Annotated in this window: 15 protein-coding genes; 9 read left to right on the top strand and 6 right to left on the bottom strand. The window is 63.5% G+C overall.

Going from position 1 to position 19,121, the window contains the following annotated elements:
- Positions 1-266 precede the first annotated feature (266 nt).
- Positions 267-1,517, bottom strand: a complete 1,251-nt coding sequence (locus B0919_RS09000; RefSeq protein ID WP_078011899.1) for an ABC transporter permease — start codon at positions 1,515-1,517, stop codon at positions 267-269.
- A 282-nt stretch (positions 1,518-1,799) separates the two neighbouring features.
- Between B0919_RS09000 and B0919_RS08995 the strand changes: the two genes are divergently transcribed.
- From B0919_RS08995 to B0919_RS08985, 3 genes are all read left to right on the top strand, one after another.
- Positions 1,800-3,074 (top strand): asparagine synthetase B, encoded by a 1,275-nt coding sequence (locus tag B0919_RS08995; RefSeq protein ID WP_078011898.1) that lies wholly within the window; start codon positions 1,800-1,802, stop codon positions 3,072-3,074.
- 123 nt (positions 3,075-3,197) lie between these two features.
- A complete protein-coding gene (locus B0919_RS08990; protein WP_078011897.1) occupies positions 3,198-4,346 on the top strand; it encodes an arabinogalactan endo-beta-1,4-galactanase in 1,149 nt (382 codons plus the stop codon).
- A 109-nt stretch (positions 4,347-4,455) separates the two neighbouring features.
- The gene (locus B0919_RS08985) at positions 4,456-6,297 is read left to right on the top strand and encodes a glycoside hydrolase family 2 protein (RefSeq protein ID WP_078011896.1); all 1,842 of its coding nucleotides are present in this window, start codon (positions 4,456-4,458) and stop codon (positions 6,295-6,297) included.
- A gap of 9 nt (positions 6,298-6,306) precedes the next feature.
- On the opposite strand, the gene B0919_RS08980 is transcribed toward B0919_RS08985, so the two are convergent.
- From B0919_RS08980 to lpxK, 5 genes are all read right to left on the bottom strand, one after another.
- Positions 6,307-6,768, bottom strand: coding sequence for a hypothetical protein (locus B0919_RS08980; protein WP_078011895.1), 462 nt, complete (start codon positions 6,766-6,768; stop codon positions 6,307-6,309).
- A 105-nt stretch (positions 6,769-6,873) separates the two neighbouring features.
- Entirely contained in the window at positions 6,874-7,953 is a 1,080-nt protein-coding gene (locus B0919_RS08975; protein ID WP_078011894.1) for a hypothetical protein, read from the bottom strand.
- Complete coding sequence (locus B0919_RS08970; protein ID WP_078011893.1) at positions 7,937-8,578, bottom strand: tRNA-(ms[2]io[6]A)-hydroxylase; 642 nt, start codon at positions 8,576-8,578, stop codon at positions 7,937-7,939. The genes B0919_RS08975 and B0919_RS08970 overlap by 17 nt, the downstream gene beginning before the upstream one ends.
- Before the next feature lie 118 nt (positions 8,579-8,696).
- Positions 8,697-10,670 carry a putative porin gene (locus tag B0919_RS08965; RefSeq protein ID WP_176132941.1) on the bottom strand — a complete coding sequence of 658 codons (1,974 nt, stop codon included), beginning with the start codon at positions 10,668-10,670 and terminating at the stop codon, positions 8,697-8,699.
- The gene (gene lpxK / locus B0919_RS08960; protein WP_078011891.1) at positions 10,663-11,730 is read right to left on the bottom strand and encodes a tetraacyldisaccharide 4'-kinase; all 1,068 of its coding nucleotides are present in this window, start codon (positions 11,728-11,730) and stop codon (positions 10,663-10,665) included. Before lpxK ends, B0919_RS08965 begins: the two co-directional genes overlap by 8 nt.
- A 105-nt stretch (positions 11,731-11,835) precedes the next feature.
- Between lpxK and B0919_RS08955 the strand changes: the two genes are divergently transcribed.
- The 6 genes from B0919_RS08955 to miaB all read left to right on the top strand — a co-directional run bounded on the left by B0919_RS08955 (position 11,836) and on the right by miaB (position 18,995).
- Positions 11,836-12,525 carry a uracil-DNA glycosylase family protein gene (locus B0919_RS08955; RefSeq protein WP_078011890.1) on the top strand — a complete coding sequence of 230 codons (690 nt, stop codon included), beginning with the start codon at positions 11,836-11,838 and terminating at the stop codon, positions 12,523-12,525.
- 106 nt (positions 12,526-12,631) lie between these two features.
- The gene (locus B0919_RS08950) at positions 12,632-13,735 is read left to right on the top strand and encodes a Nif3-like dinuclear metal center hexameric protein (protein ID WP_078011889.1); all 1,104 of its coding nucleotides are present in this window, start codon (positions 12,632-12,634) and stop codon (positions 13,733-13,735) included.
- Complete coding sequence (locus tag B0919_RS08945; RefSeq protein WP_078011888.1) at positions 13,725-14,471, top strand: zinc ribbon domain-containing protein; 747 nt, start codon at positions 13,725-13,727, stop codon at positions 14,469-14,471. The genes B0919_RS08950 and B0919_RS08945 overlap by 11 nt, the downstream gene beginning before the upstream one ends.
- A 67-nt stretch (positions 14,472-14,538) precedes the next feature.
- Positions 14,539-16,089, top strand: a complete 1,551-nt coding sequence (locus B0919_RS08940) for a hypothetical protein (protein WP_078011887.1) — start codon at positions 14,539-14,541, stop codon at positions 16,087-16,089.
- A 50-nt stretch (positions 16,090-16,139) separates the two neighbouring features.
- Positions 16,140-17,414: an anthranilate synthase component I family protein gene (locus B0919_RS08935; protein ID WP_254846526.1), complete on the top strand. Its 1,275-nt coding sequence runs from the start codon at positions 16,140-16,142 to the stop codon at positions 17,412-17,414.
- A 141-nt stretch (positions 17,415-17,555) separates the two neighbouring features.
- Positions 17,556-18,995: a tRNA (N6-isopentenyl adenosine(37)-C2)-methylthiotransferase MiaB gene (gene miaB / locus B0919_RS08930; RefSeq protein ID WP_078011885.1), complete on the top strand. Its 1,440-nt coding sequence runs from the start codon at positions 17,556-17,558 to the stop codon at positions 18,993-18,995.
- The last annotated feature ends 126 nt before the right edge of the window (positions 18,996-19,121 follow it).

Here is a 19,121-nt window from a genome sequence, read left to right as displayed (position 1 = left end):
TTCGTTGATCGGATTGCAGTGCCGGCGACCGAAGATGAACCGGAAGAAGGCATAGCCCCTGCGGGGCTCCACACGCCCGGCATACCTTCAGAAAAGCCCTGCGGGTGAGCAGTTGCCGGTTAAGATTCCGGTTACAACCGCGCCCGTAAGCTTCATCTGTGGCACTTGAAAACGCATGGCCCTTGCCGGGCAAAACGGAACCCCACGGCAGCAGGCGTCAGCACCAGCCTCGGCCGTTTCATGGCGGCAGGCAGCTTCCGCGGCTTTTACTCGTAGCGCAACGACTCGATGGGGTCTAGCTTGGCCGCCTTGCTAGCCGGGTAGTACCCCGAGCCCAATCCTACCGACACGCAGATCAGCAGGCCCAGCATCATCCACAGCCAGGGCACCAGGAAGGTCCCTTCGCCCACTAGCAGCGACACGGCATTGCCCATGCTCACGCCCAACACGATGCCCAGGGCGCCGCCTAGCACGCAGATGACAATGGCTTCGATGAGAAACTGCAGCCGAATTTGCCGCGACGTAGCCCCTAAGGCTTTGCGGATGCCAATTTCGCGGGTGCGCTCCGTCACCGATACCATCATGATGTTCATGAGGGCAATGCTGGCCCCGAGCAGGGTGATGAAGCCTACGAGGAAGCCGCCCACCTTCATGGTACCCGACAGGGAGTCGAGCTTGCCGGCCAGCGAGTCGCTGCTTTCCATTTCAAAACTGTCTTCCTGCCCAAGCCGGTCGTGGCGCACAGCGCGCATCAGGCCACGGGCCTGGTCCATGGCGAAGGGCAGATTCTCAGGCCGCAGCACGGCGGTCTTGATGTCGTAGGTCAGGGCCTGCTGACGGGGCATCTGATTGCCGGTAGCCAGGGGCATCAGCACGAGGCGGTCGGCTCCGCCGCCCCCGCCCATGCCGGAGCCGCTACGCTCCAGCGTACCCACCACCAGAAAGCGGCGGCCAAGCAGGTACACATACTTACCGAGCACGGCCGCATCGGGCACGGGGCCAAACAGCTTCTCGCGGACTTCGGCCCCGATGATGGCCACGCTGGCGCCGTTGTCCAGCTCCAGCTGCGAAAACGCCCGGCCAGCAGCCAAGTTGTAGCTCTGGTTGAGCAGGTAGTTTTCGTCGCCGGCCACCACTTGGGTGTTGGGGTTGGTTTCCTTGCTGCCGGCCTTCACCTTGGCGGCCCCGGCAATAAACGCCGAGAGGCCCACGCGGCCCTCGTCGCCGAGTTGCTGCTTGTACTGGGTAGCCTGCAGGTAACTGATGGCGGGGTACACCTTGCCGCGCACCCCGCCACGGCGGAAGCGGTTGTTGTAGCCCTTGGCCTGAATGTCGAAGGAGTTGGCGCCGAGGCTGGCGAAGGTCGCGTTCAGCGAGGCCTTCATGGCGTCGATGGCGGTGAGGATGCCCACCAGTGACATAATGCCGATGCTCACAATAAGCGCCGTCAGGACGGTGCGCAGCAGGTTGCTTTGAATGGAACGGAAGGCTTCGCGAATATTTTCCAGCAAATTCATGCCCACCCAGACAAAAAAAGTCTATAAATCCAATCGGCCCGCGCCCGGCGGGGCCGCGCCACCATCGGCCTGCCGAAGGTATAAGCTTTCGGGTAAACCTGTAGGGGTTTCGCTACATTTGTTTAGCTGGCCCATGCCCCATCAGGCCGCGTGGGACTTCAACAGAGACGAAGGCCCGACCAGCTCGGCCGTCGATGGCCGCGCCGCGGAACGCACCGGCGCCGCCCGCCGTTCTGATGCAACGTACCGGTGCCCGTTCCGCTCTTTTGCCTTGTGACTGACATGCTTTATAAACGTTTGCTCGCCTCCGCGCTGCTGCTGCTGGCCGCCTTGCTCCCGGCGGCGGTGCGCGCCAGCGAAATCCTCATTCCCATGGATGAGGCCCAGAAAGAGCACCTGAAGGCTTACGGCGCAGCCTACTGGCTGCTGACCAAGGACGTAGAGGTGGACTGGCTGCTGAACTACCGCGGCGGCGCCTTCGCCTGCCCGGCCATGCAGGGCATGGAGCAGGAGCTGGCTATCCGCGGGGTAAGCTACCAGGTCGTCAGCGACGCGCAGTACAGCGGCATCCTGAGCCAGATAGCTGACCCCAACGCCAACATGGACGTGATGAAACTGGAAAAGGCGCCTAAGATTGCCGTGTACACACCCAAAGGCAAGCAGCCCTGGGACGACGCGGTGACCATGGTGCTGACCTACGCCCAGATTCCCTACACCGAGATTTACGACGACGAAGTGCTCGACGGCAAGCTCACCAAGTACGACTGGCTGCACCTACACCACGAGGACTTCACCGGGCAGTACGGCAAGTTCTTCGCCTCCTACCGCAACCGCCCCTGGTACCAGCAGCAGCAGCGCGACGCCGAAGCCGCCGCCCGGCGCCATAACTTCCCGAAGGTGTCGCAGATGAAGGCGTCGGTGGTCACCAAAATGCAGGAGTTTGTGGCCGGCGGCGGGTTCCTCTTCGCCATGTGCTCGGCCACTGATACTTACGACATTGCCTTGGCCGGCCTCGGGGTGGACATGGTGGAGAGCATGTACGACGGCGACCCGGCCGACCCGCAGGCCCAGCAGAAGCTCAATTACAACCGCACGCTGGCCTTCAAGGACTTCCAGATCGTGCGCGACCCGTACCAATACGAGTACAGCAACATCGACATGCAGCCCTACGAGCGGGGCGTGGGCGAAGACAACGACTACTTCCAGCTCTTCACCTTCTCGGCCAAAAATGACCCGGTGCCCACCATGCTCACCCAGAGCCACGAGAAGGTCATCAAGGGCTTTATGGGGCAGACCACGGCCTTCCGCAAGAACCTGATCAAGTCCGACGTGCTGGTGCTCGGCGACAACAAGGGCTCGGGCGAAGTGCGCTACATGCACGGCGACCTGGGCAAGGGCACCTGGACGTTCTACGGCGGCCACGACCCGGAAGACTACCAGCACTTGGTGGAGGAAGAGCCCACCGATTTGTCGCTGCACCCCAGTTCCCCGGGTTACCGCCTGATCCTGAACAACATCCTCTTCCCGGCCGCCAAGAAGAAAAAGCAGAAGACCTGATACGACTGCTTATCGGCGCGGAAGCTCCGGCTGCTGGGCAGCCGGAGCTTTTCGTTTGCCCCGGCGCTATCTTCGTAGCCCATTTCTGCCCGCTCCCTCCCGTTTACTCATTCATTTTCATTCATGCGGCTCGTGAATTACCTCTACCGCACCGGATTACTGGCCCTGGCCTTTGGGGCATCGGCCGCCCTGAGCAGCTGCCACCACTCTTCCAGCGACCCGCAGCCGGATCCTGATCCGCCCACGGCCACTCCTTCGTTTTACCGGGGCGCCGATCTGTCGTTTTCGCCCGAAATCGAGGCGGCGGGCACGCGCTTTACCGACCAGGGCCGCACGGAAACCCCGCTGGCGCTGATGAAGCAGCGGGGCATGAACCTGGTGCGCCTGCGGCTCTGGCACACGCCGACTGGCGGGCACAGCCACCTGGCTGAAGTAGCCGCCTACGCCCGCCGCGTGAAGCAGGCCGGGCTGACCTTGCTCCTGGATATTCATTACTCCGATACCTGGGCCGACCCTGGGCAGCAGGCCACGCCCCGCGCCTGGCAGGGCCTGCCCGCCGCCACACTGCAGGACAGCGTGTACAACTACACGCGCCGCGTGCTGCGGGTGCTGGCGGCCCAGCAGGCCACGCCCGATCTGGTGCAGGTGGGCAACGAAATCAACGGTGGCATGCTCTGGCCGCAGGGCCGCATCCAATCTCCGGCCGACTACCCGGCGCTGGCTGCGCTGCTGCGCAAGGGCCTGCAGGCCGTCACCGATTCCGACCCTGCGCACCGGATTCGCACGGTGCTGCACTTCGCCGGGCCCACCGGGGCGGATTATTTCTTCGGGCAGATGGCGCAGCAAAACGTTCCCTACGACGTGCAAGCTCTTTCGTACTACCCGCAGTTTCACGGCCGCAACCTGCCTACCCTTGCCCAGCAGCTCACCGCCTTGGTCAACCGCTTCAACAAAGATCTGCTGGTGGTGGAAACGGCCTACCCCTTCACGCTGGGCTGGAACGACTACACTAACAATACCGTCGGGCTGGCCAGCCAGATTATCCCGGAGTATGAGGCCACGCCAGCCGGGCAGCGCGCCTATTTGCTGGCCCTGCGCCAGCTGATTGCAGATTTGCCCGGCGGCCACGGCATCGGATTCTGCTACTGGGCACCGGATTGGGTGGCATTCCGCGGACCCACGGCCGCCAACGGCTCTTCGGCCGAAAACCAGGCCCTGTTTGACTTCAACAACGCCGGAGTGCCGGCGCTGGAAGCGTACCGCGCCAACTGATAAGCTCTCCGCAACAGCTATTTATAGAACGGCGCCCCGTAACGGGCGCCGTTTTTAGTATCCGTTCTCGACTGTAATCCGTTTGTAAGGGCTGCACCTACTCCGCCCTATGGATACTGAGCACGTCAACTACGGCCTCTCGATCAGCGAAGAGGAAAAACAACCCATTGAAGAAACCCCCAACCCGCTGCCGCGGGCGGTGCTGCGCCTCAACAATGCCATGCTGCTCGACGGCGAGTGGCGGTTTTCGCTGGACACCAACGACGTGGGCCTGCGCGAGTGCTGGTACCTTGGGCGCGACTACGAGCACGTGGCCAAGTGGCCGGGCTCGGTGGAAATGCACTTAGCCGAAGCCCGCGGCCAGACCGACCCGGCCCGCTGGCAAGACCAAGTGGTGGCCTGGTACGAGCGGGAATTTACTCTGCCCGTCCAGGATGAGCCGGCCGGCCGCTCCATGTACCAGCTCACGTTCGGGGCCTGCGGCTACGAAACGCGGGTCTGGCTTAATGGGCGGCAGCTGCGCACCGTGGAGGGTGAAGACGTGCACTACGGCGAATACACCTCCTTTTCCTTCGAGCTGAACGAGGACATGCTGCGCCCGGTGAACCGCCTCACCGTGCGCGTGGCCGACACGATGGATGCCGAAACGCCGCGCGGCAAGCAGGAGTCGCACGTGTACAAGCGCGGCGGCATCTGGTACCAAACCTACACCGGCGCCGTGCGCTCGGTGTGGCTGGAACTGGTAGAGCGCAACCGGCTCCGCTCGCGCGTGGGCGTGGCCAGCCTGGTGGAAGACCGCCTCGTACGCTTCAACCTGACCACCCGCATCCACGACCCGGGCCAGTACACGCTGCGCCTGCAGGTGTGCAAACGCCAAAACGGGTGCAACGAGCCGCTGGCTACCTCCGATTTCCCATTGCGCCTGGAAGCCGGCCAGAAGCAGCAGCGCGTGGTGCTGGAGGTGCCCGGGGCCGAGCTTTGGTCGCCGGAGCACCCGCAGCTGTACCGGCTCGTGGCCCAGCTCATCGACCAGGATGGGTACGCGGCGCAGATCGAGGCGCGGTTTGGGCTGCGCAAAATCGAAGCGCACGGCCGGCACGTGTACCTCAACAACGAGGCCGTGTACCTCGACGGCATTCTGTACCAGCCCGGCACGGCCACGTTCGAGGAAATTCAGCGTCACTTCCACGCCATGAAGGCGCTGGGCTGCAACCTGGTGCGTGTGCACATTGCCGGCGTCGACCCGCGCATTTACCAGCTGGCCGACGAGCTGGGCCTGCTCCTGTGGGTGGAAGTGCCCAGCCCGCACTCCTCCACGCCGCGCAGCCGCCAGAACCACCGCGCCGAGCTGGCCCGCATGCTGGCGCTGATGGAAACCCACCCCTCCATCGTTATCTGGAGCCTCTACAACGAGGACTGGGGCGCGCAGGACATTGCTACCAACGCCGCCACGCGCCGCTACATCATCGATACCTACCACTACATGCACATCGAGCACCCGCAGTTTCTGGTGGTCGATAATGACGGGTGGCAGCACGTATCGTGGGAAGGGCGTCTGAAGTCTGACCTGCTCACGGCTCACCTCTACACGCCCGAGCTGGAGCGCTGGCGCGAAGTGCTCGACCGCCTCACCCAAGGGCAAGTAGAAGGCGTGGCCGCGTTTCCGCTCGTGGTCGGCGACCCGTTCTTCTACCGCGGCCAGGTCCCGCTGATTGTCAGCGAGTGGGGCGGCTTCGGCTTCCCCGACTACGGCGGCCCGCTGGACGCGGAGGCCCGCACCGAACGGATCCGGGCCTTTAAGCAGGAGATGCGCAAGCGCCCCATTGCCGGCGACGTGTACACGCAGGCCACCAACATCGAGGACGAACGCAATGGCCTGATCGACCCGCAAACGGGTGAGCTGTCGGTGCCTGCGGGCCTGCTGAACTCGCGCCAGCAGCCGCCCGGCTAGCCGGGCGGCTTAATGCGGCAGGCGCACGAGCTTACGAGCCGTTTCGGGCAAATCCGCCGTTTTTTCCGCGTCGCGGTCCATAGTCAGCTGCAGCACCACGGGCTGCCCCTTGGCTACGCCGTAAAAAATCAGCTGGTAGCCCATGCCCATGCTGGTCGGGTAGCTCAGGCGGTAGCCCTTGGCCGGCGCGTCGAGAATAAACCCCTCGAAGGCCTGCTGCTCGGCCGGCTTGTGCTTTTTCTTCTCGGCCCGCACCATGTCCTCCACTACCGGGTTGAGCTGCCCCGGGTTCAGGTAGAGCCACATGAGCTGGAACTGGTCGCAGTGCAGCTCGTACTTCGAGTCGGGCGCGCAGCCCGTCGGCACCGCTATGTCGACGCCGCAAAAATTCAGGGAAGGCTCACTGGTGGCCGTTTGCCCAAACGCCGCGCCGGAACCGAGTAAGAAAGCAATAGTAAAAACCTTTTTCATGCTATACCTGGGCTACCATTAAACAGGCGTAATATACCAATAGCCCGGCAGTATTGAAGCACTACTCGGCTTAATAGCACGCTTTTACCGCCTTGACAGCCGAGCTTAGCGCTTCATTCGTAGCGTAGCGGCCACGCGCTCGAAGCCGGCAACGGGGTCGGGCGGGGCCACCGGCGGCTTAGCCACGGGTTTGCCTTTGCTGGTGGTGCCGGTGCGGGGTGCCGGTGTTGCCAGGGGTGCCTGAAACGCCACGCCGTGGAGGATCAGCGTAGCTTCCTCATCGGTTTTAATGGCTTGGTAGAAGCTATACCGCCGCCCGCGCCACGTGCTAGTGCCGCGCACTTCGTAGTTCCAGCCGCCCGTTGCGGGCAGCTGCCGCTCCTGGCTCTGCAAGGTCGCGCCGGGTGTGGTGGCGGCTTGCGCCAGCGCCTGCAGGTGCTGCCGGGCCTGCGCCGGGGCTGTGGGCGACAGCACCTGCACCGTGAAGCGCGTGGCAAACGAATCAGCCGCAGCTGCCGGGCTGGCCCCGAATACGTACCGCTTTTCATCGGGCTGCACCTGCTGGAGGCGGTAAGGCGTGCCAGCCAGGCTGATGACGAACGGGGCCAGCTCCAGGGGCGGCACCTGCCCCCGGGGGTCGTACCAGCCGCCGAGCAGCATCTCGCGCAGCTCGGTTTCGGCCGCCGCGTCTTGGTCGGGGTACAACCCGAACACCAGCGCGATGGTCGCCGTGTCGCCGAACGCCAATACCATCAGGTTCTGGCCCGGCTCAAGGCTTTCGCCCGCCCCGAACACCGCCGGGTAACCGTTGAACGTCAGCTCGCGCTGGGTGTGCACGCGGGCGCCGCGCTCAGCCAGGTACTGCTGCACAATGAGTTGGCGCACTTTCAGGAAGTTAGCCCCGGGCACACGCATCACTTCCAGCAACGCTCCGCCGGGCTTGGCCAGCCCGTTCAGGGATTCTTCGGGGCCATAGCCAGCGGCCGGGCGCACGTAGAAAGTGGAGCCGGGTACTCGCACGTGCCGGGCGGTGAGTTGGTTATTTACCGAATCGGGCACGGCCGGCGGCGCGGGTGTGGCATCCTGCGCCTGTGCTTGGTATTGCGCCACTGCCAGCAGCACCAGCAGCCAGCCCCAACGGGCGGGCAGCGGCCGCTGGGCAATGGGCTTAGTGCATCCGGTCATCCCGTACCGGCAGGTTCGTCACAATGTCGCCTTCGATTTTGAGCAGCTCCTGCAGGCGGGCGTCCACTTCCTGCGGGTCGCAGTATTCTTTGGCCAAATCCACGTAGGCCACGAAATGACCGGCTTCGGACACCATCAGCTCGTAGTAGAACTTGCTCAGCTCGGCGTCGGGGATATGCTTCCAGAGCAGCTTGAACCGCTCGCAGCTGCGCGCCTCAATCAGGGCCGACACCAGTAACTGATCCATAAGCTGCCGCTCCCGGGCCCCGCCGCGGCGCACGTGCTTGAGCAGTTCCACCACGTACTCGTCGCGGCGCGGGCGGCCCAGCGGCAGGCCGCGCTTGCGCAGCTCCTGCAGCACCCGCTCGAAGTGGCTCCACTCCTCGGCCACCAGCTCGGTAAGCTCGTCCACCAAGCGCGTTTTTTCGGGGTAGCTCACAATCAGGGAAATGCCCGTGGAGGCCGCTTTTTGCTCGCAGTAAGCGTGGTCGACGAGGATGTCGCCGATGTTTTTGCTGGCAATGTCCACCCACCGGGGGTCGGTGTTCAGCTTGAGCTTGAGGATGGTTTTTTCGCGTTGCTGGGCCACTTCGGCCGAGGGCAGCGAATGGTTCGGATCGGTCATGTTTTGTTGCTTGTCGAATGGCTGAGTGGTCAGTTCGTGGATGGGCGTTGGCCTTAAGCGCTGCTTTTACTGACCAAACACAACCACCAACTGTTTAACCTCTTAGCTATTCAACCATTTAATCAAAGAAATTCCACTTCAGGCCCAGCTGGAAGCTGCGCGGAATACCGGTGTAAAACGGCGTAGGAAAGTACCCGTCCGTCTCGGGGAAGAACCCGCTGTCGTGCCGGTACAAGCCTTGATTGACGTAGGCCATTTTCAGGAACACCGACACAGTTTTGATGTCGGCCGTGAAAAACACGTCCACGATGGGATAGGTGCGGGAGGTGAATTGGTCCTGCACGAAAAACTGCTGGGTGCTGGGCGAGTAGTCGTAGGGCGTGTAGCGCGACTGCACATAGGTTTCGACCCCGACCTGGCTGTAGAGCACCTTCTTTAGCAGGTGCCCTTCGAAATAGATGCGCGAGTTGGCCACGAGCTTGGGAATGCGCAGGCCTTCCCCGTCGCCGCCTTGCGTGTAGGTCAACTGGTTATCCAGGCGCAGCACGCCGTAGCGCAGCTGGTGGCGCACAAAGCCAATGAACAAGCGCTTGCTGTCGGAAAGCTGCAGGGGCCGGAAGTCCCGTGAGTTGGCTCCGTCCTGCCCGTAGTACACCAGCTGATAAATGTTTACCCCGCTGGCCGACAGTTGAATGCGCTGTTGCAGGCGGGCCTGCGCGTCGCCGAAGCGCTGGTCCAGACCCACCGTCACGTGGTCGACGGTGGTATTGCGCAGGTCGCGGTTCCAGTAGTAGTGGTTGCCGTAGAAGCGCTGCTGCGTGAGCGTGGGCGCGTAGGTGGAGTGCAACACCTGCCCGGTGAGCGGTCCGAGGCGCAACTGCCCGCGCAGCCAGAACTCATTGAAGAACTTGTATTCGCCGGCCAGCTCCACACCAAAAATCTTGCGCCAGCGGAAAGCCAAGTTGCCGCCCGCGAATAGCTGGTTGATAGCCGTATCGGCCTGTGCCACCCGCCCCGGCAGCGCCCGCGTAAAGAAGCTATTGGTGGTCAGGCGGGCATTGCGGTAGCGGCCGTACACGCGGTATTCGGCCCAGCTGCTGCGCCCGAGCAGGCCAAAGGTATTCTCGATCTGGCGGTAGTTGGCGCGGTCATCGGTTTTGGTGGAATCCAACCGGAACCGCGGGTAAAACACGGGCGCCAGGTTGCTTATCGACAGCGCGTCGTCGGTGTAGCGGTTGTACTGCCGCTGCCAGTCCAGCACGTGAAAAGCAGTCAGCCCTTTACCGACCAGGTTGTAGGTGTGGGCCAAGTGAAACCGGTCGCGGTTGTCCACGTTCTGCGCCTGCGTCAGCCACACGGTTTCCGCGCGGTAGTCAAAAAGGTTGCTCAACGTATCCCCGTCGGTGGCGCTGGGCCGGATGCCGCCCTGCTCGATGGCGCGGTGCCGGCCCACGTAGTAGTTGGCCAGCACGTGGTAACGGTCGTCCTTGGTCTGGTAGCGGGCAAAAATTAGCACCCCGGAGTGCGCCACCTGGGAGGCGCGCGAATTGCCCGGCGAGCCGAGTTGCTTGTTGGCCCCGAACCGCTCGTAGGCAATGCCCACGTTCACCGCCTTTTTGATGCTGCGGCTGTAGGAACCCTCAAATATCTGCTCGCCCTGTGAGCCCTGCACGAAGCGGAAGAAGGTATAGGGCGAGCGGGTGTCGTAGTACGGAATGGTGGCCGGGTCGCGGAAGTACTTATCGAAGGCGTTGCGCCCCAAGCGGGCACCGAGCTGGGTATTGGTGTCCCACAGCAAACGGCGCGAGGCCAGCCCTACGTTGCCCAGGTCCTGCTGAAAGGTGCTGTCGTAGTACCAGTTGCGGCTGTTATGAATTCCGGTCAGGGAGGTATCGAGCACAGTGCCTTCGGGCACGTTGCGCAACACGTTCACCTCGCGCACCACGAGGGTGGTCTTGGGGCCGTAAATGACTTTCGTGGAGTCGTCGATAACTTGGGCCCGACTCAAGCCAGGCAACAGCAACAGCAGCCACAGCAGTGGCACAAAGCGGCGACGCCGCGGATAAGCGCAGATAGCAAAAACGTCAGGCAACGGCACGGGGCGTAAGCAAGGGCGTGAGCAAGGCCTGGAGGCGCGCGGCGCCGTCGGCCAGGAAAGCGACCCGAATGGGAACGTAGAACAACGGCAAATCGGCCGCAATGGTGTGCAGCGCCGGCTCGCGGAGCCGGGCAGCGTCTTTTTCGGTGGTGACAACTACGCCACCGGCCGGCAAGCTGGCCCCCACCTCCCGTAACTCCGCGGGCGTGAAGGCGTGGTGGTCGGGAAAGCGGTGGTGGGCCACTACCACGTACCCACGGCCGCGCAGTTCCGTCAGCAGCGGCTCGGGCTGGGCAATGCCGGTAAGCACCACCACGGGCTGCTGGGGCCGCCGCGGCAGGTGCGCAGCCTCGGCTCCGACGGCCTGCAGCTCGCCGTAGACGTAAGTCGAAAACAGTACTGGCACCCCGGGGCGGGCGTAGCACCGCACGTCGGCAGCGGCGGCGTTGCGCTCCGCTGCGGGCCAGTCGGCTGGGCACTTGGTCACTATCACCACATCGGCGCGGCGGGCGCCGGTACGGCTCTCGCGCAGGCGCCCGGCGGGCAGCACGTGGTCGAGCCAGAACGGCCGGGCCTGCTCGGTCAGCAGGATGTTAAGCGTAGGCCGCACGCGGCGGTGCTGGTAAGCGTCGTCGAGCACCACCGCCGTCACGGCCAGCTGCTGCGCGGCCAGCTCCGCTAGGCCGTGGCGCCGGTCTTCATCCACTACCACCGGCACTTGCCCGCCGAAATGATGGAAGTGCTGCCAGGGCTCATCGCCGACGGTGGCGGCCGTGTCGGCAGTCGTGGCCAGGCGGAAGCCCTGCGTCTGGCGGCCGTAACCGCGGCTCAGAATGGCCGGCTGCTGACCCAAGGCCTGCAGTTGCTCCACCACCCAGGCCACGTGCGGCGTTTTGCCGGTACCGCCCACGCGCAGGTTGCCCACACCAATGAGCGGAACCGTGGCACCCGTGCTGCGCCAGTGGCCCGCGTCGTACAGCCAGTTGCGCACGGCCATGACACCGGCATAGAGCCAGCTCAGGGGCAGCAGCAACCAAGTAAGCAAACGGGGCATGGCAGGAAGACAACAGCGGCGCCGACAACGGCGACGGGCGGCAAAAATACGGGAATTGCCAGCGGCCTCGGCCCCTTTGTGCGTCGTTGCGTATGGATTTTGCGAATGACGCCGCCCTCTACCTTCGCCGACCGCCTGCTGAGCTTTCTGCAAGCCTTTCCTGCCCCGCCGCCCCTGCCCGGCGAAGTCGACGCTTTCAACCCTTCGTTGGCTATGCCGGCGGCCGAGCTGCTGCCGCAGTTTGCCCGGCGCTATTACACTGACAATCAGCCGCGCGTCGCCCTGCTCGGCATCAACCCCGGCCGCTTCGGCGCCGGCACCACCGGCGTGGCTTTCACCGACCCCGCCGCCCTGGCCGGCCCCTGTGGCATTCCTAATGCGCTGCCGCGGCGGGCCGAACTCTCCAGCCAGTTTATCTATCAGCTGGTGGCAGCCCTGGGCGGCCCCACGCCATTTTACCAGCATTTCTACCTTGGTTCCCTATACCCATTGGTACTGCTACGCCACGGCCGTAACTACAATTACTACGACGCGCCCGCACTGACCACGGCCCTATGGCCCGATATACAGACCTCACTACGCCAGCAAGTAGCCATAGGCCTGCGCCGCGACGTGGCCGTGAGCCTGGGCCGGCGCAACGGGGAATATTTCACCCGCCTTAATAAGGAGCTGGGCCTGTTCGAGCGGCTTATCGTGCTGGACCACCCACGTTTTCTGATGCAATACAAGCGCCGCGAGGTGCCCGATTTTGTGGCGCGCTATGCCGCCCAGCTTGGCGAATTAATCAGGACCTGACGTATTTAGCTCGCCGAAGGCGCTGAAGGTTTACGCGCAGGACCGCATAGTTCTGCCTTTTCTGAGTCCTCGGTGGGCTAAAAACACCTGAACTTCGCCCCCAACTATGTCTGTCACCGTCCAAGACCTTACCCGCGCTCTGGAGGCCTGGGCCCCCCTGCCCTACCAGGAAAGCTACGACAACGCCGGCCTGCAGTGCGGCGACCCGCACATGCTCGTCAAGGGCGTGCTCATCGCGCTGGACTGCACCCCGGCTATTATCGACGAGGCCGTGCGCCGCGGCTGCAACGTAGTCGTAGTGCACCATCCGATCATTTTCGCGCCCCTGAAGCGCCTCACCGGTGCCACCGAAGTAGAGCGCACCATTATGCGCGCCCTGCGCCTCGATGTGGCCGTGTACGCCGCCCACACCAACCTCGACAACGTGCGCCACGGCGTGAGCCGCCATTTGGCCGAAAAGCTGGGACTGGAGCAATTACGCATCCTCGACCCCAAGCCCGGCCTGCTGGCAAAGCTTATCACCTACGTGCCGCCCCAGCACACCGAAGCCGTGCTACAGGCCCTGTACGCCGCCGGGGCCGGCCAGGTCGGCGACTACCACGACTGCAGCTTCCGCTTCGACGGCACCGGCACCTTCACGCCCGGCCCCGGTACCAATCCGACCATTGGCACCCCGACCCGGCCCGAAAGCGTGGCCGAGCAGCGCGTGGAGGTACTGCTGCCGTTGCATCTGCAGCACAAGGCCTTGGCCGCCCTGCGGCAGGCCCACCCCTACGAAGAAGTGGCCTACGAGCTGATCAAGCTGGAAAACCTCAACCAGGAAGTCGGTTCCGGCATGATCGGCGAGCTGCCCGAACCGCTGCCGGCCAAGGAGTTTCTGCACCGGCTGCGCGAGCGGCTCGGCGTGCCCGTGGTCAAGCACACCGAGTTCCATGCTGTGATTCGGCGGGTGGCCGTGTGCGGGGGCGCGGGCTCTTTCCTCACCAGGAAAGTCGTGGCCGCCGGCGCCGACGCCTACGTGACCGGCGACATCAAATACCACGAGTTTTTCGCCCCCGAAGGCCGGCTACTGCTCTGCGACGTGGGCCACTACGAAAGCGAACAATATACCGGCGAGCTGTTCCAGGAATTGCTTATAGAGAAATTTGCGCGTACTTTTGCGGTCTTGTTAGCCGAGACCCCCACGAACCCTGTTCGCTATGATTTCTAACTCCGCTTCGGACATCACCGTAGCCAGTAAGCTGGAAGCCCTGCTCAACCTGCAACGCATCGACTCGCAGCTCGACGAAATTCGGCGCGTACGCGGCGACCTGCCGGAAGAAGTGCGCGACCTGGAAGACGAAATTGCCGGCTACGAAGTCCGCGTGGCAAAATTCGACGAGGAAGTGGCCGCCCTCAACGAGCAGATCAAGCAGCGCAAGCAAGCCGCCAAGGATGCTGAAGCCCTGATCCGCCGCTACGAGGACCAGCAGCAAAACGTACGCAACAACCGCGAGTACGAAGCCATTGGCAAGGAAATGGAGCTGCAGAAGCTCGAAATCCAGATTTCCGAGAAGAAGATCCGCGAGGCCCAGTACCAGATCGACCAGAAAAACCAGGAAATCAGCGGCACCAAGCAGCGCCTGGACGAGCGCCGCAAGGACTTGATCAACAAGCAGTCGGAACTGCAGGTTATCGTGGGCGAAAGCGAAGCCGACGAGCAGAAGCTGATGACCGAGCGCGAATCGGCGGCCCAGCCCGTGGAAGAGCGCCTGTTGTCGGCCTACACCCGCATCCGCGGCAACGCCCGCAACGGCCTGGCCGTGGTGATGGTGAAGCGCGACGCCTGCGGCGGCTGCTTCAACACCGTGCCCCCGCAGCGCCAGGCCGACATCATCGCCCACAAGAAAATCATCGTGTGCGAGCACTGCGGCCGTATTCTGGCCGATGTGGAAGCCCGCGCGTAACCAACCCGATGTTGTGTTAGAAAAAAGGAACGGCCTTCGTGTCGTTCCTTTTTTGTTATAGCTCCGGATGCAGACTGCCAAGGTATACAGACGGGTGTGCCGCGGGGCATGGACCGCCGCCCTGCTGCTGGCGGCCGTGCTGGCCCCCGGGCCAGTAGCAAGCGCCGCTCAGCTGCCGACACAGGAGGAGCAAGCCGCCGACGCCACCTCGGCCACTGACCAACTCTCCCCAACCTGCCGCCGGGCCTACGCCGAGCTGCTGAAGCTGCGCACTGGCAGCGCCCGCACCTTGGTGCAGAGCGAGTTGCGACAGCAGCCGCGCAGCCCGGGCGCCCTGCTCGTGAGCGAAGGCGTGGGCTTCACCGAGTTGGTCGTCACCCAGGATGCCAGTCGCTACGACGCCGTTATCGAGGCCCAGGACGCTAGTTTGGACATTCTGGACGAGCTGCCCCGCTCCGCCCTGCGCGACTATGCTCGGGCCGAAATTCGCCTGCACCAAGCGGCGGCGCAAGTCATGTTCGGCCACGAGCTGCAGGGCGCTTGGAGCCTGCGCCAGGCCTACCTGCAAGTGCAGCAAAACGCCAAACGCTGGCCCAATTACCTACCCACGCAGAAAACCCTGGGCTTGTGCCAGTTCCTTATCGGCTCGGTGCCGGAGGGCTACCGCTGGTTTCTGAACTTGTTGGGTCTGCCCGGCAATACCACCGCCGGCCTGCAGCACCTGCGCACCGCCGCGCACCGCCCCCACGACTTTCAGCCCGAGTCGCAGATTCTACTGGCCCTCATCGGCCAGACCTACTACGGCGCCGACGAGGAAGCCGCGGCCCTGACCGACCGCCTGCGCCGCGAGCAGCCCGACAACCTGCTGTTCAACTATCTGGGCATGTCGGTGCAGAAAAAGCTGCACCGCACCGACGCCGCGCTGGCTGCCTACCGCAGCCGCCCCACGGGGGCGGCCTACGTGTCGGTGCCTTACCTGCACCACATGGCCGCCGACCTGCTGCTCTACCAAGGCCAGTACGCCGCCTCAGCCCGGGCCAATCAGCAGTTCATCAGCGACTACCGCGGCGTGCACTACCGCAAGGATGCCTGGTTTAAGCTCTACCTAGCTTACTGGCTCAGCGGCGACGCGGCCCAGGCCGAGCGCTGCCGCCGCCAGATTAAGGAGGGCGGCGCAACCGTGATAGAAGAGGACCGCTACGCCCAGCGCTTCGTGGAGGACAACGTGCCGCTGAACCGCTACCTGACCCGCGCCCGCCTGCAGCTCGACGGCGGCTATTACCGCCCGGCCCTGGCCACGCTCGATGAGTTTCGGCCCGCAACGGGTACCCCGCTGCGCGACCGGCTGGAGGAGCCCTACCGGCGTGCCCGCGCCTACCACGGCCTGGGTCGCTTGGACTCAGCCCGCCAGTATTACACGCGTTGCATCAGCCTCAGCGGCACGGCGCCGTACTACTTCGCGCCGCAGTCGGCCCTTCAAATGGGCTACCTCTCCCAGGAAGCCGGCCAAAAAGCGCAGGCCAAGGCCTACTTCGAAAAGGCCCTGAGCTACAGCAAGCACGAGTACAAAACCAGCACCGACGCCAAGGCCAAGGTGGCCTTGGCCAGCCTGCGCTAGGCGGAGCGCCAAGCTTGTTGCCGTAATTTTACGCCGTGCTTTCCGTTCCCTTGTCCGAGTTGCCTGCCGATTTCCGGGCCCGCGCCCTGCGCTGGGCGGCGGCTTTTGTGCACTGCGCCTACTTCGATTCCAACGACCTGCCCTACCCGCGCGGCTCTTTTAGCCGCCTGCTGGCCGTAGCCGATGCCGCTACGGTCGCCCCCACCGCGTTGGCGGAGCTGCGTCCCTGGCTGTCCGGCTCCGCGATGGAGGCGCCGCGCTGCGGTTTTCTGACCTACGACGTCAAAAACGAAATTGAGGCGCTGCACAGCCTCAACCCCACCGGGCTGGCCTGGCCGCAGCTGCATTTTTTCACTCCACACACGTGGCTATGTTGGGAAGCAGCCGCCGTGACCATTCACGGAACCGCTCCCGCAGCCACGCTGCAGCAGATTCTGGCCACCGCGCTGCCTGGTTCGCAGCCTCCGGCCGGGCCGCAGCTGCGGCCGCGCATGGCCAAAGCAGACTATCTGCGGGCCGTGGCGGCCGTGCAGGAAGACATTCTTAACGGTGAGGTGTACGAACTGAACCTCTGCCAGGAGTTTTACGCTGAGCGCGTTGCGTTAGACCCGCTCAGCGTCTTCGAGCAGCTCAATGCCGCCTCGCCCACGCCCTTTGCTGGCTTCTGCCGCTACCACGACCATTACCTGCTCTGCGCTTCACCCGAGCGATTTTTGGCGCGCCAAGGCTCCACCATCGTTTCGCAGCCCATCAAGGGCACCATCCGCCGCGGCACCACGCCCGCTACCGACGAGGCCCAGCGCCAACGCCTGCTGCATGACGAAAAAGAACGGGCCGAGAACCTGATGATAGTGGATTTGGTGCGCAACGACCTCGCCCGCGTGGCCCGCACCGGTACCGTGCGGGTGCCCGAGCTGTTCGGCCTTTATCCCTTCCGGCACGTTTGGCAGATGATTTCAACTGTCGAAGCCGAGTTGCGCCCCGAAGAGGATGTGGAGGCCGTGCTGCGGGCCACTTTCCCAATGGGCTCGATGACCGGGGCGCCCAAAGTACGTGCCATGCAGCTCATTGAGCAGTACGAACGCAGCCGCCGGGGCCTCTACAGCGGTTGCTTCGGCTACATCTGGCCTGGTGGCGACTTCGACTTCAACGTAGTCATCCGCTCCCTGCAGTACCGCACCGACACGGGATACCTTTCGTTCCAGGTCGGCTCGGCCATTACCTACGACTCCGTTCCGGAACGCGAATACGACGAATGCCTGTTGAAAGCGCAGGCCATGCTGGAAGTGCTGGGCAGCCAAATTCTAGAACAGTCAAACGGCTAGGTGATTAGCCGTTCTTGGCTATCCGAAAGAACAATCAGTCCTCCAGCAGTTTACCTAATCAGCGCTTCCTCTGACTGCCAAACTGTCATTTCTCCCCCGGAAGCCGTACCTTTGCCCTCCTTACGCTGATTTTTCGAGGCCATGTCTCAACCCCTGCTTACGCTCGATTTTCTGGATAACGCCCCCGCGCCGGCCGCCAACCAGCTGCCCGCCGATGTGCGCGTAACCGAGGCCACCAACACCGGGCGGCAGCGCCGGCTCTACATCGAGAGCTACGGCTGCCAGATGAATTACTCCGACTCCGAAATTGTGTCGAGCATTCTGTACGACGAAGGCTTTGACACGACCACCGAGCTGGCCGAGGCCGATCTGGTGCTGCTGAACACCTGCTCCATCCGCGAGAAGGCGGAAATCACCGTGCGCCAGCGCCTGCAGCAGATCAACGCCCACAAGCGCAAGCGCCCGGGCCTGCTCGTGGGCGTGCTGGGCTGCATGGCTGAGCGTCTGAAGAGCAAGTTTCTGGAGGAAGAGCAGATTGTGGACCTCGTGGTCGGCCCCGACGCTTACCGCGACCTGCCGCGCCTGATCAAGGAGGTGGACAACGGGCAGCGGGCGGTGAACGTGCTGCTGAGCCGGGAGGAAACCTACGCTGACATTACGCCGGTGCGCCTGAACTCCAACGGCATCACGGCCTTCATCAGCATCATGCGCGGCTGCGACAACATGTGTTCGTTCTGCGTGGTGCCCTTTACCCGCGGCCGCGAGCGGAGCCGCGACGCACACAGCATCGTGCAGGAAGCCCAGGACTTGTTCAACAAAGGCTTCAAGGAAGTCACGCTACTGGGCCAGAATGTAGACAGTTACAAGTGGCAGTCGGAGGATGGCAGCGAGTTCGTAAACTTCGCCGGCCTGCTGGAGCGCGTGGCCTTGGTGAGCCCCGAGCTGCGGGTACGCTTCTCCACCTCGCACCCCAAGGACATCACCGACGAGGTGCTGTACACGATGGCCAAATACGACAACGTGTGCAACTACATCCACCTGCCGGCCCAGAGCGGCGACTCGCGGGTGCTCAAGCTGATGAACCGCACCTACGACCGGGAGTGGTACCTCGACCGCGTAGCGGCCATCCGCCGCATTCTGGGCGAAGACTGCGGCATCAGCACCGACATGATTACCGGCTTTTGCTCCGAAACCGAGGAAGAGCACCAGCAGACGCTCAGCCTGATGGAGCTGGTGAAGTACGACATGGCCTACATGTTCTACTACTCGGAGCGCCCCGGCACCCTGGCGGCCCGCAAGCTGCAGGACGACATTGCGCTGGACGTGAAAAAGCGCCGTCTAACGGAAGTTATTGACCTGCAGCAGAAACACTCGCTTATCCGCAGCCAGCAGGCCGTGGGCAAGGTGCACCGCGTGCTGGTAGAAGGCGTTTCCAAGCGCAGCGAGGAGCACCTGAGCGGCCGCAACGACCAGAATAAGGTGGTCATTTTCCCGCGCCAGCACTTCAAAAAAGGTGACTACGTGAACGTGCTCGTGCACGAGTGCACGAGCACCACTCTGCTCGGCAACGCGGTAGCGTAAGTTCCCCGCGCCTGTCATCCTGAGCGCACCGAAGGACCTTCGCGGCGCTCAGGATAACTTTTTTTGCGGGCGCCCTATTGCCCAGCCGTCATTTTTGCGGCGACGTAAAATATTTCTCGCCGCCCA

Source organism: Hymenobacter sp. CRA2 (assembly GCF_002007105.1).
Classification (GTDB): Bacteria; Bacteroidota; Bacteroidia; order Cytophagales; family Hymenobacteraceae; genus Solirubrum.
This window is presented reverse-complemented; position numbering and strand designations above follow the sequence as displayed.